We start from the raw sequence: 17,240 nt of genomic DNA, 5'->3' as shown, positions 1-17,240 counted from the left end.
TGCCCCAATTATTAATTATTAATTATTAATTAATTCAGGCCGCAGGCCTAACCCTCAGCCCCTTCAACCTGCCCCCCTTATTAATTATTAATTCTCAATTATTAATTAATTCAGGCCGCAGGCCTAACCCTCAGCCCCTTCAACCTGCACCAATTATTAATTATTAATTATTAATTAATTCAGGCCGCAGGCCTAACCCTCAGCCCCTTCAACCTGCCCCCCTTATTAATTATTAATTCTCAATTATTAATTAATTCAGGCCGCAGGCCTAATATCTAGCCCCTTCAACCTGTCCCCATTATTAATTATTAATTGTTAATTATTAATTACCCCCTATCCTTCAAATATCAAACTAAACACCACCATTCTCGATTTCAACTTATCGATGGTGTTGGAGAATTTAAGATTGGCATCTTTGCTATGTGTGTTGATCAAGCCATTGCTAAACTTGATCTCTGGCGAAAGAATAAACACAGGGAAATAAAAATTAAAACCGATACCGGCTTCAACACCCATATCATAACTCTTCAACTTCACTAAATTTTCCGCCTTCCTTGAAGATGAATTGGAAGCTAAATCGTATTCAATTTTTCCCCCGGCAAACATGTATACACGGAAATTATTGATTCGATCGCTGCGGAATTTGATATGCACCGGCAATCCCAACATGATCGATTCTACCGGCTTGGTCATGAACGTATCTTCATCTAAACTCTTATTGGGATATTTTAAATGGTAAGCCAGGTTTTTATAGGAGAATAAGAGCTGCGGAAAAATGGCTCTTACTTCAAATCGATTTGATAAGCGATAGGTGTGTATACCTGCCAAACCAAATCCTCCTGTATTAAGAGGGTTGATGGACAATACACTGTCGTACTGCAAAAAGCGAGGCGATTGCTCGATATGGAACCGAGAACTGTTAAACATGAGCGCAATGCCGAGAAAGTACTTCTTGTCGTCGTGATTGGGTAAATTCAATTCAATTTCCTGAGCACGAGTACGGACAGAATACAACAAGGCCACACCGAGTAACAATACCGGAACTAGTCGTTTCTTTTGTTTCCACAATAAATGGTACATATGCCTAAACTCAGTCGTTTTAGAGAGGTTTGGGTAAAACCGCAATGTTGTAAAATGTGTAGAAATGTTTCGCCTTCTGGAAATGCTTTTACTGAGTTATTTAAATATGAGTATGCTTCTTTATTTTTCGAAAGCCAGGCGCCTGCTTTAGGGGCGATCAGCTTCATGTAAACATTGTAAATTCCTGAAAACCACTTTTTATTGGGCTTCGAGAATTCCAAAATTACCACTTTTCCTCCGGGTTTCACAACCCTGTACATCTCTTTTAACCCTTTTTCAAGGTTTTCAAAATTCCGTACCCCGAACGCCACTGTTACTGCGTCGAACGAATTGTCGGGGAAATTTATTGCTTCAGAATCGCCTTTCTGCAACTCTATGTGCTTATTTAACAATAACTTGGCAACTTTCTCCCGTCCCAATTCCAACATTCCTTCTGAAATATCTATGCCAATTATTTGATCAGGCTGTAAATACTTATAGGTCATGAGGGCAACATCAGCGGTTCCTGTAGCCACATCCAGTACCTTTTTGGGTGCTAGTTCCTGCAATTCCTTGATTGCTCTACGGCGCCAATAAATGTCAATACCCCCGCTCAGCAATCGGTTCAAGGTATCGTAACGAAAGGCGATCTGGTCGAACATGCCGGCCACCTGTTCTTTCTTGCTCTGCTCAGACCCTTCAAAAGGGACAATGCTATCGTGTGAATATTTAGACATGGGTTTGCAAAGAAACTACAAAATGAGGAATAAAAGGGCTATTTAACATACGGAAAACACCCCCATTAAAAACAGCGAAGCCCCCGATTTGTTTTAACTTGCGCCCATGATCATCAAAAAAGCGACCTATCTGATCAGCAGTCCTGAGTTTAAAGACTGCCCCAAGGCCGATCGGCCCGAATATGCCTTCATTGGTCGAAGCAATGTGGGGAAATCTTCCCTCATCAACATGCTTTGCAACAATGAGAAATTGGCCAAAACCTCAGCCTCACCGGGCAAAACCCAATTGATCAATCACTTTACCATTGAGTCTATCAAAGACAATGATCTTGGCAAAAACGTAAAAGCCGACCAATGGTACCTTGTTGACTTACCAGGGTATGGATACGCCAAAGTGAGCCAAAACAGCCGTCGCCGATGGGAACAAATGATAGAAAATTATATTCGAAAAAGAGAGAACTTGATCAATCTCTTTGTTTTAATCGATAGCCGTCACGAGCCGCAAAAGATTGACCTGGAATTCGTCAACCAATTGGGAGCTTGGGAAATCCCCTTTTGTTTGGTATTTACAAAGGCCGACAAGGAAACCCAAAAAGAAGTGAGCAAAAACGCAAAATCCTTTCTGCAAGCCATGAGCAAAACTTGGCAGTTTTTACCCCGACATTACGTAACCAGTGCAGTTAAAAAACTGGGGAGAGAGGGCATTTTAAGCTTCATTGAAGAGTGCAATAAATCGCTAAATCAAGAAGAGCCTACGTAATTGCTCTTAAACCAAAAAAATGAATCGTTATCGCATTTTCTTTCTTAGTATTTCCAGTTATCTTAACGACTTCTAAGTTCATTTTCCTTAATTTTGTGACACTTTAAAATCAATTATGAGCATACTAGTTAATAAAAACTCGAAAATTCTAGTACAAGGTTTTACCGGTACGGAAGGAACGTTCCATGCTACTCAAATGATTGAGTACGGTACTCAGGTGGTAGGTGGTGTAACTCCAGGAAAAGGTGGCAGCACCCATTTAGATCGTCCAGTGTTCAATACTGTGGCAGATGCGGTAAAAGCTACCGGTGCCAATGTATCTATTATTTTCGTTCCACCGGCTTTTGCGGCAGACGCTATTATGGAAGCTGCTGAAGCAGGTATTGAATTGGTAGTGTGTATCACAGAAGGTATTCCTGTTCAAGACATGGTAAAAGCAAAGAGCTACTTGCAAGGCAGGAAAACACGTTTAATTGGACCTAACTGTCCGGGTATTATCACTGCTGAAGAGTGCAAAGTTGGTATCATGCCGGGCTTTGTATTCAAGAAAGGTAAAATTGGTGTGGTATCTAAATCAGGTACTTTAACATATGAAGCTTCAGACCAAATTGCGAAAGCAGGTATGGGCATTTCTACCGCTATCGGTATTGGTGGTGACCCCATCATCGGTACTACTACTCGTGAAGCGTTGGAATTGTTCATGAACGACCCTGAAACTGCCGGTATCGTAATGATCGGTGAAATTGGTGGTGGTATGGAAGCAGAAGCCGCTCGTTGGTACAAAGAAAACGGAACCAAACCAGTGGTTGGTTTCATTGCCGGTCAAACGGCTCCTCCAGGTCGTCGTATGGGCCACGCAGGTGCCATTGTAGGTGGTGCAGAAGATACAGCCGAAGCGAAGATGAAGATCATGAGCGAGTGCGGTATCCATGTAGTAAGCAGCCCTGCCGATATCGGTGCAACCATGCAAAAAGTAATCGGTGGTAAATAATCCACTAGATTCAAAATAAAAGAGAGAGGGCGAATCTTCGATTCGCCCTCTCTCTTTTTATAAACTCTTTTTCTTCCTCATCCCCCTCAGCTTTCTCATCGCTCTATCCCGCGGTTCAATTGTCAGTTAGGCAATAGGCATTAGGCTTTAGGCCTTTGGTCTTGAGTTTTAGGTATTGAAACCACAGGTTCCTCAGATTACTATAGATCCCCGCAGATTAGCCTCCGAACTTCATTCTACCTAACTGCCGGCTGTTTCATTATTAATTATTACTTATTAATTATTAATTACCCTGGCTGTTTCATTATTAATTATTACTTATTAATTATTAATTACCCCGGCTGTTTCATTATTAATTATTAATTCCTCAATTATTAATTAATAATCATAGGTCCTCCGCCATGCATTCCACCTCAGTCCCAAACTCATCACCGTAGCATCGGGAACTGAAGCAGCACCTACCGGTTTCGACTGTTTGCGATACAAGAGCCCGCCTTCCAAATACAAATTCTCTTTCCACTCATAGCTCACCCACAATTGCGCATTTACAGCATTGGCTGCAATACCGGAACCAATTTTGTATCCATAATCACCCGCAGGTCTATTCGTATTTACTTTGAAAATATCAGAACCATAATTGCTGTTCACACCTAAGGAATCAAGTCCTTGTTTCCATACAATCAACCTTGCCTCTGCCGTCCAACGAGGAAAAGGTTGGTAACGAACAACACCTATCATTTCTGCAAAATTGGCTCCCAGTGGATGCGCCAGCGGTTGATTGAAATGCGTATAGTTCGAAACAGAATCGTAATGCGAATAAGTGAAAGGACGTACCAAATTGATTTCTCCGTGCACATCCAAATTCTTTACATTGAACAGGTCGATGTACTTCGCACCTAACTGCAATCCAAACTTATTGGCCCACCAACCATTCTGTGCTCTTACTTCTTTCAAAAAGAATTCGTCTAATAAAAACTGCCCATAAAATTGAGCCCTCTTAGCAACATTTGCTTTGAAATCGAAGCCCACCAAAGCATTGTCGGCACTTCCATTCTGCTGCTCCGATACACGCAAAAACATGATCGGATTCAAATAAGTAAAGTCAAAATGATTTTTTCTACCAAACACCACCGCTTCAAATAATCCTAAATTGAGCCAAGGAGTAGCATTGAAGCTCAAATGATGCATGGCCACATATTTCTTGTCGAGTAATTTATCCCCCGCGCTTATTTGAACTGTTTGTGGGGTCAATTCCATAAACAGATTCATATAATTGAATTTCCAAATCCGGGTATTTACTTTTAAGAACAAGGCACTGTTCGCATATTCGCTGAGAAACAAACTACGATAGCCGTTACCTATGAACTGTTTATCGTATCCAAAAGAAAAATTCAAGTACTTGGTTGCATTGAAGTGAATAGACCCACGCGCATCAAAATAGTCTTTTCCAGTTACTTTGAACGCCTTGTAGAATCCTGCACCGGGAACCGCATCAGCCGAGTCGATACGTGTTTGAACAAATCGAGGGCCTCGTTCTTGATTGTCGGTAATGTAGGCACTAAAACCAATCTTATTGCCAATAATACCTCTTGCGGTCAAGCCTTTGCTGTTAAGAAAAACACGCTCCTTGTATCCCGATTCAGCACCCTGCTGCTGTTGAATTACCGGATTGATCACTAGGAAAAAATCCTTTTCCTTCACCTCCACCAAATTCGCTGCCGTTTGATAAAAATGCTTTAAAAAGGGCTTTTTGCTCTTCAACAAAACAGGATCGCCATTGTACCACTCTGAATTCTGACGGTACAGTGAATTCAAATTAAACTGATCCACTGAGGAAAGAAAGCCCGGCTTGGTCTTTTGTAATGAATCGGCCTGCAAACCGGCTGCCACCGCCTTGTTTCTCAAGAGGGGTTTTATTGTGAACAAATTGAGATCGGGGTTGGTTTGTAGTTTGATTTCGAGTCGATCCATTAATGCCTGGTGCTTGTTCCCCTGAGGAAGATAGGTAGATTGTGAAAAAACCAAGGCAGGAATCAACAGTAAAACAAAGGACAACAGATTTTTTACAATAAATTGCATGCGCAGTTAATTAAAGAATATTAGAGACTAAAGTTATGCAAACTTACCTGATTAAAAATGCAACCGTGGTTAATGAAGGACACAGCAAAGTGCTGGATGTTCTCATCAAAAACGGCAGAATTGAAAAGATTGCTCCAAAAATCGAACCAGATGGTGCAGTCATCGAAATAAACGGTGAAGGAAAGCATTTATTACCGGGTGCTATAGACGATCAGGTGCATTTTCGAGAGCCCGGTCTTACGCATAAAGCCAATATTTATACCGAATCGAAAGCAGCCGTGGCCGGTGGTGTTACCAGCTTTATGGAAATGCCTAATACCGTTCCTCCCGCCTTTACGCAAGACCTCTTGGAAGACAAATACAAAATTGCCTCTCAAACAGCCCTTGCCAACTATTCGTTCTTCATGGGCACTTCCAATACCAATGCAGATGAAGCCTTGCGCACCAATGAGAAGAAAAACGACATCTGTGGCATCAAGGTATTTATGGGAAGTTCTACCGGCAATTTGCTGGTAGACAACTACATTACTCTTAATAAGCTTTTCAGCGAAAGCGAAGTGCTGATTGCAACGCATTGTGAAGATGAACGCATCATCAAAGCCAACTGGGAAAGTATAAAAGCCGAAAAAGGAACGTTGGAGCCGGGAGATCACCCCATCATCAGAAATGCCGACGCTTGTTTTGAATCTTCTTTCAGCGCTATTCAACTGGCAAAACAACACAATACAAGATTGCACATTCTTCACATCAGTACAGAAAAAGAATTGCAATTATTCTCCAACATGTTGCCCCTTGAAGAAAAGCGCATTACCTCAGAAGTATGTGTGCACCACTTGCACTTTACAGCAGACGACTATGAACGAAAAGGCAATCTCATCAAATGCAATCCGGCTATCAAAGCTCCTAACAACAAAGCAGCACTTTGGGAAGCTTTGTTAGACGATCGTTTGGACGTCATTGCTACCGATCATGCCCCACATACTTGGGAAGAAAAAATGGAACCTTATGAAAAAGCGCATGCCGGACTTCCTTTGGTTCAACACTCTTTACTGATGATGCTTAAGTACGCCAAAGAAGGCCGTATTAGCATTGAAAAAGTAGTACATAAAATGAGCCATGCAGTTGCAACCTGCTTTCAAATTGCAGATAGAGGATACATTCGAGAAGGATACTTTGCCGATTTGGTATTAGTTGACTTAAACAAACAAACTGTAGTTTCGAAAGAAAATATACTTTACAAATGCGGTTGGAGCCCCTTGGAAGGAACTGAATTTCCGGCACTCATTACCCATACATTCGTAAATGGGAATTTAGTGTATGGAAATGGTATCTGGAATGAATCTAATAAAGGAGCACGACTGAAATTCAACCGCTCTTAATTCATCACGAAACTGCTGCTATGGTTATTGACCAAACTACGTATAACGACCTCGCGATCTTTCAAAGCGATGAAAGCTTTTCGGTATTTCATCGCATCAATTTCACTCAAACAGTGGAAGGAAGAGAGTGGTTGTTTCGTTATTTGAATAACCCATTCAAAGAACTAAAACAGATCAAAGAAACACAGGAGATCATTTCTCTGATGGCATCCAATGAAGAGCATTGGCCGGTTCAGATCAGCAATGGCACTTTAATGGTAATCGACAAATTCTTTGATAGCAATATCGATGGAATGCCCGATTCAGCCAACATGTTGAACGCCTTCACTTACCGCGTGTTCCATGCACCCGATTTTGCTTTGGTTCGCTATTCATTGACACATTTCGCCGACTTCTTCCAAGGAATGAACAAATGGATCGAATCAATTAAAAACAAGCCCATGCCCTCTTTAATGAGTAGTTTGATGGCAAGGGTGAAAGATCTACTCAACAAACCGGTGATTCAAAAGCTCATCAACCGCGATTCAAAACAACCCTTCACTTGGAGCGAAACCATTTACTTCGGAAATTATATAAAAGAACAGTTTAGATCTCCAACCAATGAGCTAGTGGGGATCTTCGGTAGACTCGACGCTTGGCATTCCATGGCCATTGCTCAAAAAGAACTGAAGCTAACTTTGCCTGAATTTATAGAAACCGATCAACCATTACTGGAAGCGAAGGATCTTTTTCACGTTTTATTGCCCACGCCGGTTCCTTATGATGTAGCGCTTCACAAAGAATCGAACTTTATATTTTTAACCGGGGCAAATATGGCCGGCAAGAGCACCTTCATTAAAGCAGTGGGCGATGCCGTATTCTTGGCGCATGTTGGCATGGGTGTTCCCGCCAGTCACATGAAATTGAGTTTATTCGACGGACTGCTGAGCAATATCAATGTGGTCGACAACATCATTAAAGGGGAAAGCTATTTCTTCAATGAAGTACAACGCATTAAAAACACCATTCTCAAAATCAATGATGGAAGAAAATGGTTGGTATTGATCGATGAATTATTCAAAGGCACCAATGTTCAAGATGCGATGAAATGTTCGTTGACAGTGATCAAAGGACTGATCAAAATAAAGAACTCACTCTTTATTCTTAGCACCCATTTATATGAAATTGGTGAAGAATTGAAGCAACATCCCAATATCAGTTTCCGCTATTTCGAAACGGCTGTTGAAGAAGAACAATTGAGCTTTAGCTACCAATTAAAAGAGGGAATCAGCAACGACCGCTTGGGCTACCTGATCTTAAAACGAGAAAAGGTTGTTTCTCTGTTGGAGCAATTATAACTGAGCTTCAAACAGCAGTAAAAGGCTCGTCTACAGCACTAAAACGCACCATTGACAATATCTCCGCAATTACGTATATTTAATGATGATCCAACGTCTTCTGATAGTTCTGCTTTTCGTTTCGTCGTATGCCAACGCACAAAACAATTATCAACTCATTGATGTATCGCATTACGAGTTCAATGTGAACTTGAATGATACCACAGGCATGGTAGTTGGCAAGGCAACGATTGACTTCACTCCGAAAAGAAATACATCATCGATTGTCTTGAACTTGGTGAAAAAAAGAGAAGACAAAAAAGGCATGGACGTAAGTGGTGTATCCTTAGACAAGCAGACCTTAAGTTTTACACACTATAGAGATGAACTTAAGATTAACTTTCCGCAAGCATTAAACAATACTCAATCTTACACCATCACTGTTTATTACAAAGGAATTCCTGCCGACGGTTTGATTTTTGGAAAGAATAAGAACAACAAAATTGGATTCTTTGCCGATCATTGGCCCAACAGAGCACGCCATTGGTTGCCCTGTAACGATCATCCCTCCGATAAAGCAGCGGTAGACTTTATTGTAACTGCTCCCAATCATTATCAAGTGGTGGCCAATGGAATTGAAACAGAAGTATCGAACCTGTCTAATAATCTTCGCCTAACGCATTACAAAGAAACGACTCCACTTCCTACTAAGGTAATGGTAATTGGTGTAGCCGATTTTGCAAGAGAACTAGTAAAAACGGTTAGCGGAATTCCGGTATACAGTTGGGTGTATGCAGAAGATCGAGAGAAAGGCTTCAATGATTATGGCGTGGCCGCAGACATATTGCCATTCTACATCAATAAAGTTGGTCCTTATGCTTACCCAAAATTGGCAAACGTACAATCCAAAACAAGATTTGGAGGACTGGAAAATGCCAACACTATTTTTTACTATGAGAATTCTGTAAATGGATTGAATCAAAACGAAGCCTTAATGGCTCATGAAATTGCCCATCAGTGGTTTGGTAACAGCATTACCGAAACCGATTGGCGTCACATTTGGTTAAGTGAAGGATTCGCTACTTATTTCACACAGCTTTATATGTCGTATGCTCATGGTGCCGACACAGCCTTAAAAATCAGCTTGCAGAACAGAGAAAAAGCGCTGGAGTATGCACACAAAGCGAGTAAGGCAATTGTGGACACTACTTATGCTGATCCAATGGATTTGCTGAATCCAAATAGTTATGAAAAGGCAGGTTGGGTGCTAAAGATGCTGCATCAACAAATTGGCGATAGTTTGTTTTGGGCGACCATTCAAAAATTCTATTCAACTTATGCCGGGAAGAATGCCGCAACGGAAGATTTTATTCGAATGACAGAAGAAGTAAGTGGTAAGAATTTACAAACTTTTTTTAAGCAATGGCTCTATCAACCGCAGCATCCAATTCTCAGAGTAAACTCAAATTACAATAGCAGCACTCAACAAATTGAAATTGATATTATTCAGGAGCAATCTTATTTATTTGATACCCCTTTACAAATCGAACTCACAACTAATGAGGGTAAGATCACGAAAGCAGTTCAGTTAAAAGAAAAGGTAACGCATGTTGCCATTGCTCTTCCATCTCCTACTTTCAAAATAAAACTGGATCCTCAGGCCCGATTGTTTTATGAATTAGTTAATCCAAATTGACACTTATTTTAAAGCAGAAATCTGAACGGACAATATTATTCTCCTGCTGTACTTTTCAATAAACCTCAATTTTCAAACAACTCACATAACAGTAACATATAAAGAGACTTGATTATTGCATCCATTCAGTAAAATCACTGACATCAATATCGATGTTGGCTAAATAGTTAGTATTTAAAACAACACTCATCTCAAGGAGCTTAAATAGTTTAAGCAGTTACAACAACTAAGATTCGTGGTTTAATTTGGAAACATGTCGACATTGAACATCGGGTATCGAGGCTCCCTATTCGCAGCTTTAAGTATACACCTTTCAAAAGTCATAATACCATGCTCGAATTTTATTAGAATAGTTAAAATAAATAAATTACATCACATAAAAACCCCTTATGACTATTATATCTTGCCCGACATTTACTTTGCAATTCTCTAGATAGATATGTATTTGTAATCAGCCCAAAAAAGAAAATTGTGGTTGAATTGTGCATAATGACATACCAAAGCATTTTATTATTTAGATCAAAATTGAAGAAATTAGCTATAGAAATGAAAACGAAATTTTGGAGATATATCATAATTCCGAAATAAATAATATGTTAACTCCTTAAACTCTTGCAAATGACACTTTATACTGTCGCAATTATCCATTTTCTAAAACTAGATGAATCGATTGAAAAAATTAAAATAGACAAGAACGTAACGATATATTCTCCAAAAGCAAACAAAATACCAGAACTTTTTACTGAAAAATATAAAGCATACATCGGAATGGATGAAGCAAATAACTATAACCTGCATCCATACATTATAGTGACTCACAAGAATATACAGAATGACGATCTTGAAATAGCCAAATATCACAAAATTGCCAGAACCGTAATTTCAAACTATATCTCGTCAACATGGTTTGTAATTGACAATAGCTTTCAAACACACAGAATTCATTCATATTCACCATCACTGAAATATGCAATTACTACCACGCCTCAAAGCAAACAAACAAACTCAATTGGTAAAGCAGAACCAACTATACTAGATTACAAAAATCTCAGGAAAGCAAAATCGATAACTAAACTTGTGACAAATCTTCTCCCAAACCAAATTTTAGAACCTCGAAATATAGAAATAAAGGATGAACCCACCTTTATGCCTTCGCAATTTTCTACAACTGACCAATCCACAACAACCAACTTCCAACGAGCGATAGCTCTGCTAGATGATGCAAGAAAAACAAGTCTAAAAACTGCAAAAATTACGTTTTATTGTTCTGTATTGGAATCAATACTTAGTACATCAAACAGCGAAGTAACAAATCAAATTTCTATTAGAACTGCTCTTTTCCTTGGTAAAAACAAAGATCAAAGAACCGAAATATACCGTATTGTGAAAAAGGCCTATGACATAAGGTCATGTTTCATTCATGGAAATAAAATAAACTCCCAAACAGATAAACTTCTTCCCGATTTTAGTAAAAAGATGGACCAAATCACCAGGCAATTATTTATAAATCTTTTAACTCAAAAGAAGGATTTTTTAGACCTAAAAGGCAACCAAATCGAAGACTATTTCTTGAATAAATTATTTAACTAAAATATTCTAGTTATAATGCACTATATCACAATATCAACAATTGCCAATTGTGAATTAGAAAATAATCAAACGATAAGAATAGATAAATCACAAATCATTGGCTATCTACCAACATCAAATGAAATTCCGTATTTCACTCCAAAACTTCATTATATAATGGGTCGAGCCAGACTTGACACAATCCACAACAACATAGTATATTCAAGTATTCTTATATCAAAAGAAACAAATGGACCATACCAAGTTGCAGATTATTGTTATAAAATACAAAACTCCGTGTTCGATTTTCTTTGGTACATAAAAGACCACTCAATAGAATCTACAATACAATTCTGTTATTCAAAAGATCTAACAAAATTTGTGGAATCAATCAACGGCGTAAACTATTGCGACTCAACTTGTGAATTCAAATCAACAACTATTAATCAGGAGGAGATAAACAAGGCGATTGAAATAATGAACTTATATAGAAAGTATGACAGCAACCCTTACAAACCAATTCAAAACAATTTTGAATACAAAAAGATATTTAACTCTAGTCTGGACTTTAATAAATATGATCTAACCAAACTAAACAGACTGGAAAGAACTCACATAACTTTAAAAAATGCTCGAAAATCAATGATAATAACTATGAAAATTGCCCTATATTGTTCTGTTTTAGAACATCTATTCAATTATAATCATAAAAAGATAACGGAATCAATATCAACCTCAACTGCTAACTATATAGCATTATCACAACAAGAAGCAAATGAAATAAAGAAAATTGTAAGAGAAGGATATAAAATTCGCTCTAATTTCGTTCATGGCAGAAAACAAAAATATACCCAACACAGCGAATACGCTGAAATATCAAACAAATTGGATGATTATATAAGACGATGTTTTCACCTTATCTACAACGGTCATATAGACTTATTAAATACTGACCAATTGTTATCCGTTGTTAAAAACAAGTTTTAATGATTTTTTGTTACGTCAACTCTCTCAAAATTGCTCGCACCACCGATAGAAAGTTTAATATTTTAAAGACATAAAGCATTATATCCTGAGTTAAACATCTAGTTCTGACTAAAGAATAAAGAGAAGAGGCTACAATTTCCTTGTCAATTCAGTTTCAATAAAGCTTACAGTCTTTCTCGCATCTCAAAACCGCAAAATCGCCATCTGTTTCATTATTTATAATTACTACCCCTGTCATTTATCAAATTCACTCTCACTTTCCGTTGTACAACCCGCACCATTCTTGAATTCATTATTCTAAATTTACACCCTCATTTAATGATCTAAACTCTTCACAGTGCTGGTAAAAACTTTTGGAAGTGCGGTTTACGGAGTAGATGCAACTACTATTACCATTGAGGTTAATGTTTTGGCAGGAGCCGGCTATTATATTGTTGGATTGCCGGATAGTGCCGTAAAAGAAAGTCTGCAGCGCGTTGAAAGTGCTCTCAAAAGCAACAAATTTGAAATGCCCCGAACAAAGATATTGGTGAATCTTTCTCCGGCCGATATTCGAAAATCGGGAACAGCATTCGATCTGCCGATAGCCATTGGCATTCTCGCAGGTAGCGAAGCATTGAAATACACCGTTCCGCTCGATCAATACATCATCATGGGAGAGTTGAGTTTGGATGGCAGCATCTTGCCGGTTAAAGGAACCCTTCCAATGGCAATTACAGCCAGAAAAGAAGGCTTTAAGGGGATGCTAGTACCCAAGTCAAACGCAAGGGAAGCCGGCATGGTGAATAATTTAGAGGTATACGGCGTAACGCATATCAATGAAGTGATCGACTTCCTCGTCAATCCCGAATCTCTTCAAGCCGTTCAAGTAAATACCCGAGAAGAATTCTTCGATACTCAATACGATTTTGAATTCGACTTCAGTGACGTGAAAGGCCAAGAAAACATCAAACGCGCCTTAGAGATTGCGGCAGCGGGAGGTCACAATGCCATTCTCATTGGACCACCGGGCGCCGGCAAAACCATGCTTGCCAAAAGAATGCCCTCTATTCTTCCACCCTTATCCTTACACGAAGCTTTAGAAACAACGAAAATCCACAGCGTGGCGGGTAAACTTCCAGAGAACGCGCATTTGGTTTCTAAAAGACCCTTTCGCAGTCCCCACCATTCAGTTTCAGATGCCGCGCTAGTTGGGGGCGGTAGCATTCCACAACCGGGTGAAATTTCACTGGCACACAATGGTGTCTTGTTCTTAGATGAACTGCCCGAATTCAAACGCTCGGCATTGGAAGTGATGCGACAACCGATGGAAGAACGAAAAGTAAACATCTCCAGAGCAAAATTAGCTTTGGAATTTCCCGCTTCTTTTATGCTTATTGCCAGCATGAATCCCTGTCCTTGCGGTTACTACAATCATCCTGAAAAAACATGCTCTTGTCCACCGGGCGGTGTTCAGAAATATTTGAACAAGGTATCAGGGCCGTTGCTCGACCGAATCGATTTACATGTAGAAGTAACGCCCGTCCCTTTCAATGAACTGGCCAAAAAACAACAGGGCGAAAGTTCCTCGCAAATTCGTGAACGAGTGATTGCTGCAAGGGAATTACAAGCCGAGCGCTATAAAAACGAACCGGGTATTTATTGCAATGCCCAAATGAGTTCAAAATCATTGAAAGAACATGCAGAGCTTTCCAATGTGGGACAAAACCTGTTGAAAATTGCGATGAACAAATTGAATCTTTCAGCTCGGGCTTACGATCGAATATTAAAAGTGAGTCGCACCATTGCCGACCTAGCCGGAAGTCAAAGCATTCAGCCCGAACACGTAGCCGAAGCCATTCATTTTAGAAGTTTGGATAGAGAAGGATGGGCAGGTTAAATGAAACATCACTAACCATATCGACTCAACACCATATTCACTTATAATAGGCAGTGTTTATCCATCTAGAATAATGCAACTGCTACATAAAAGGTGTAGTTCCGAAGTCGGCGTGAAATGCTCGCGGTGGGATTGTTCTGCAGTTCTGCCGGTGCAATGTCTTTAATACCATGCATAATTTGAAGACCTACCTTTGCAGTTCGCTTACCCTCTCCAAATCGAACGCCAAAATCAAGCACTGCACCAAAGTCTGTCCTTACCCTATCATCGGTTGCTTTTTCCCCAAACTTCATGGCAGACCAGCTCAAATTTCCGGAATTATCATAACGTTTCACTTTTCCACTCAATGCCATTCCATAATAGGCCCCAAATCCACCATAGAAGCCCAGATCATCCTGGTCTTCTTTTAAGAAAATAAGGGTCACCGGTATGTCAAAATAGGTTGCTTTTTCAACCATCGGACTTAATCCACCATAATTGAAACTCCTCCGGTTCAAAGAGGGTCTAAAATTCAACAGTACTTTTTCTCCCAAAGGCAATTCCAGGTCTAAACAAATACCGGACCCCAACTTCAGTTCTTTGCCCTGAGCACTTCCCCAACCTCCGTGAAGTCCCAGATAGCCAGTGTGTTGGGCCTTTGCCCCGGAAAACAACAGAACCAATACTATGAAAAGAACATAAGGTTTAATACAGGAGCGTAATTGAGTCGACATGGTAAAATAGTTTCCCAAAACAATCGATTTGTGCTATTGCATCCAATACTCCCATAGGTGTATTTTGATCCTATCGAGGGCAAGTTACCTTAGGATAAGTGCCATATTGGCAATTAATCCTAGCTTCGCACAGTATTTGAAACCAGAGCCTCATTATGAAAATACTTTTAAAGTACCTCAGCCCCTATAAATGGCTGGTAGCCTTAACCATTCTCCTTGCTGCTATTAATACCGGATTTTCGCTTTGCGACCCGATTATTTTTGGTAAAATGATCAACCTCGCCAACGAACATCTTTCAGGTAAAGAACAACTTGGCCCCTTCCAAGAAAACGATTACCTGTTCATGAAAAAAGAATTCATCAACAAAGCCGGTAAAGCGGATGTGATCTACGGAATAGGTTGGTTGGTTTTGGCCTCCATTACAGTAGCTATGATCAGCAGAATTGCTAAAAACTTTCAAGACTACTTCCTCAATGTGATCATCCAGAAATTTGGCGCGAAAGTGTTTACGGATGGATTGAAACACGCCATGAAACTCCCCTATCAAGAGTTCGAAGATCAAAGAAGTGGTGAAACCCTCTCCGTTCTTACAAAAGTTAGAACCGATGTAGAAAAGTTCATGACTTATAGCATCAACTTGCTTTTCGGAATCATTGTAGGTATCGGTTTCGTATTTATTTATGCCGCCATCTATATCAACTGGAGCATTCCGTTGATCTATCTTGGTGGTATTCTTGGACTTTCATTCATCACCAATGTTTTAAGTAAGAAAGTAAAACAGATCCAAAAAACCATTGTTGGACAAACCACTTCTCTGGCAGGTTCAACAACCGAAAGTTTGAGAAATATTGAGCTTGTAAAAAGTCTTGGTTTAACCGGACAAGAAGTAGACCGCTTGAACAAGAACACCTATAAAATTCTTGGACTAGAACTTACCAAAGTAAAACGCATACGAAGCATCAGCTTTATCCAAGGCACCTTGGTGAATACTTTACGTCAGATCATTCTTTTTGTACTGATGATGCTGATTTTTCATAAAACAATGGATGCTGGCCAATTGGTGACGATGCAAATCTTCTCTTTCTTTGTATTCGGACCTTTGCAAGAAATTGGGAACATCATCCTTTCTTATAGAGAAGCAGAAGCTTCTTTGAACAACTTCCATAATTTGATGAACAAACAACCGGAACCGGTTGCTGCTGATCCCAAACCCTTGGGTCCTATTCAAACATTGGAATTCAAAGGCGTTGGGTTCAAACATCAAACAGCGTCGGCTAAAGCAATTAACGAGATTAGTTTTCATGCAAAAAAAGGAGAAACAATTGCTTTTGTAGGACCTTCGGGCTCCGGAAAAACCACTTTGATGAAATTGTTGGTGGGTCTCTATCGAGCACAAGAAGGAAGCATTCTTTATAATGGCATGGACGAAAATTCCATTAATTTCGACGACTTGCGCAACCAAATTGGATTCGTAACGCAAGATACCCAGTTGTTCTCCGGTACTATTAAGGAAAATCTGCTATTCGTGTACCCTCAAGCAACGGACGAGGAGTTAACGGATGTTTTGAATAAAGCCAGTTGTCAAAGATTATTGGCTCGTGCGGAAAAAGGACTTGATACCATGATCGGCGAAGGCGGTCTCAAATTATCGGGAGGTGAAAAGCAACGTCTTTCCATTGCCCGAGCACTTCTGAGAAAACCTAAGTTATTGATTTTCGATGAAGCCACTTCTGCCCTCGATTCATTGACAGAAGAAGACATCACAAACACGATCAGAGCCATCTCAGAAGAAAAAAATCAGGTTACCATTCTCATTGCTCACCGTTTGTCAACCATTATGCATGCCGATAGGATCTATGTATTGGAACAAGGCGATGTAGTTGAAACCGGCAATCACGAAACCCTCCTGAATGAAAAAGGTTTGTACTACGCTATGTGGCGTCAGCAAATAGGCGAAAGAAAAAAATGGCAGCAAATGACAGCAGGCGCATAAACGCAAGCTAAAATGGCCAGTAACCAAAATCCTTGATATCATTTCCAAAATGGCATCAAGGATTTTCTTTTAAAAAGGATT

13 protein-coding genes are annotated in these 17,240 nt (G+C 39.7%); 9 read left to right on the top strand and 4 right to left on the bottom strand.

What is annotated here, in order from left to right:
• Positions 1–333 precede the first annotated feature (333 nt).
• A complete protein-coding gene (gene porT / locus ACQ2HE_RS10145) occupies positions 334–1,080 on the bottom strand; it encodes a type IX secretion/gliding motility protein PorT/SprT (protein WP_430899878.1) in 747 nt (248 codons plus the stop codon).
• Positions 1,044–1,796, bottom strand: coding sequence for a bifunctional demethylmenaquinone methyltransferase/2-methoxy-6-polyprenyl-1,4-benzoquinol methylase UbiE (ubiE, locus tag ACQ2HE_RS10140; protein ID WP_430899880.1), 753 nt, complete (start codon positions 1,794–1,796; stop codon positions 1,044–1,046). Before ubiE ends, porT begins: the two co-directional genes overlap by 37 nt.
• Positions 1,797–1,902: 106 nt before the next feature.
• Here ubiE and yihA point away from each other — a divergent pair, with 106 nt between their 5' ends.
• On the top strand, positions 1,903–2,556 hold the full coding sequence (gene yihA, locus ACQ2HE_RS10135) for a ribosome biogenesis GTP-binding protein YihA/YsxC (protein WP_430899882.1): 654 nt from the start codon (positions 1,903–1,905) through the stop codon (positions 2,554–2,556).
• A gap of 115 nt (positions 2,557–2,671) precedes the next feature.
• Positions 2,672–3,547 carry a succinate--CoA ligase subunit alpha gene (gene sucD, locus ACQ2HE_RS10130; RefSeq protein ID WP_430899884.1) on the top strand — a complete coding sequence of 292 codons (876 nt, stop codon included), beginning with the start codon at positions 2,672–2,674 and terminating at the stop codon, positions 3,545–3,547.
• A gap of 378 nt (positions 3,548–3,925) precedes the next feature.
• Here sucD and ACQ2HE_RS10125 read toward each other — a convergent pair whose 3' ends face one another.
• Positions 3,926–5,626, bottom strand: a complete 1,701-nt coding sequence (locus tag ACQ2HE_RS10125; RefSeq protein ID WP_430899886.1) for a hypothetical protein — start codon at positions 5,624–5,626, stop codon at positions 3,926–3,928.
• A gap of 35 nt (positions 5,627–5,661) precedes the next feature.
• On the opposite strand from ACQ2HE_RS10125, the gene ACQ2HE_RS10120 reads away from it, so the two are divergent.
• The 6 genes from ACQ2HE_RS10120 (at position 5,662) to ACQ2HE_RS10095 (ending at position 14,452) form a co-directional block, all read left to right on the top strand.
• Complete coding sequence (locus tag ACQ2HE_RS10120) at positions 5,662–7,005, top strand: dihydroorotase (RefSeq protein ID WP_430899888.1); 1,344 nt, start codon at positions 5,662–5,664, stop codon at positions 7,003–7,005.
• 20 nt (positions 7,006–7,025) lie between these two features.
• Positions 7,026–8,342, top strand: a complete 1,317-nt coding sequence (locus tag ACQ2HE_RS10115; RefSeq protein WP_430899890.1) for a MutS-related protein — start codon at positions 7,026–7,028, stop codon at positions 8,340–8,342.
• An 82-nt stretch (positions 8,343–8,424) separates the two neighbouring features.
• A complete protein-coding gene (locus ACQ2HE_RS10110; protein WP_430899892.1) occupies positions 8,425–10,017 on the top strand; it encodes a M1 family metallopeptidase in 1,593 nt (530 codons plus the stop codon).
• Positions 10,018–10,635: 618 nt separating this feature from the next.
• Complete coding sequence (locus tag ACQ2HE_RS10105) at positions 10,636–11,607, top strand: hypothetical protein (protein ID WP_430899894.1); 972 nt, start codon at positions 10,636–10,638, stop codon at positions 11,605–11,607.
• Between the two features lie 15 nt (positions 11,608–11,622).
• Entirely contained in the window at positions 11,623–12,573 is a 951-nt protein-coding gene (locus tag ACQ2HE_RS10100) for a hypothetical protein (RefSeq protein ID WP_430899896.1), read from the top strand.
• A gap of 337 nt (positions 12,574–12,910) precedes the next feature.
• Positions 12,911–14,452 (top strand): YifB family Mg chelatase-like AAA ATPase, encoded by a 1,542-nt coding sequence (locus tag ACQ2HE_RS10095; RefSeq protein ID WP_430899898.1) that lies wholly within the window; start codon positions 12,911–12,913, stop codon positions 14,450–14,452.
• Positions 14,453–14,517: 65 nt separating this feature from the next.
• Here the strand turns inward: ACQ2HE_RS10095 and ACQ2HE_RS10090 are convergent, their stop codons facing one another.
• Positions 14,518–15,165 (bottom strand): hypothetical protein, encoded by a 648-nt coding sequence (locus ACQ2HE_RS10090; protein WP_430899900.1) that lies wholly within the window; start codon positions 15,163–15,165, stop codon positions 14,518–14,520.
• Between the two features lie 155 nt (positions 15,166–15,320).
• Here ACQ2HE_RS10090 and ACQ2HE_RS10085 point away from each other — a divergent pair, with 155 nt between their 5' ends.
• Positions 15,321–17,159, top strand: a complete 1,839-nt coding sequence (locus tag ACQ2HE_RS10085; RefSeq protein ID WP_430899902.1) for an ABC transporter ATP-binding protein — start codon at positions 15,321–15,323, stop codon at positions 17,157–17,159.
• Positions 17,160–17,240 lie beyond the last annotated feature (81 nt).

The sequence above is a fragment of the Endoryza foliicola genome (assembly GCF_050589245.1).
Lineage (GTDB): Bacteria > Bacteroidota > Bacteroidia > Chitinophagales > Chitinophagaceae > Endoryza > Endoryza foliicola.
Note: the sequence above shows the minus strand (reverse complement) of the source record. Positions and strands in the feature narration are given on the sequence as shown.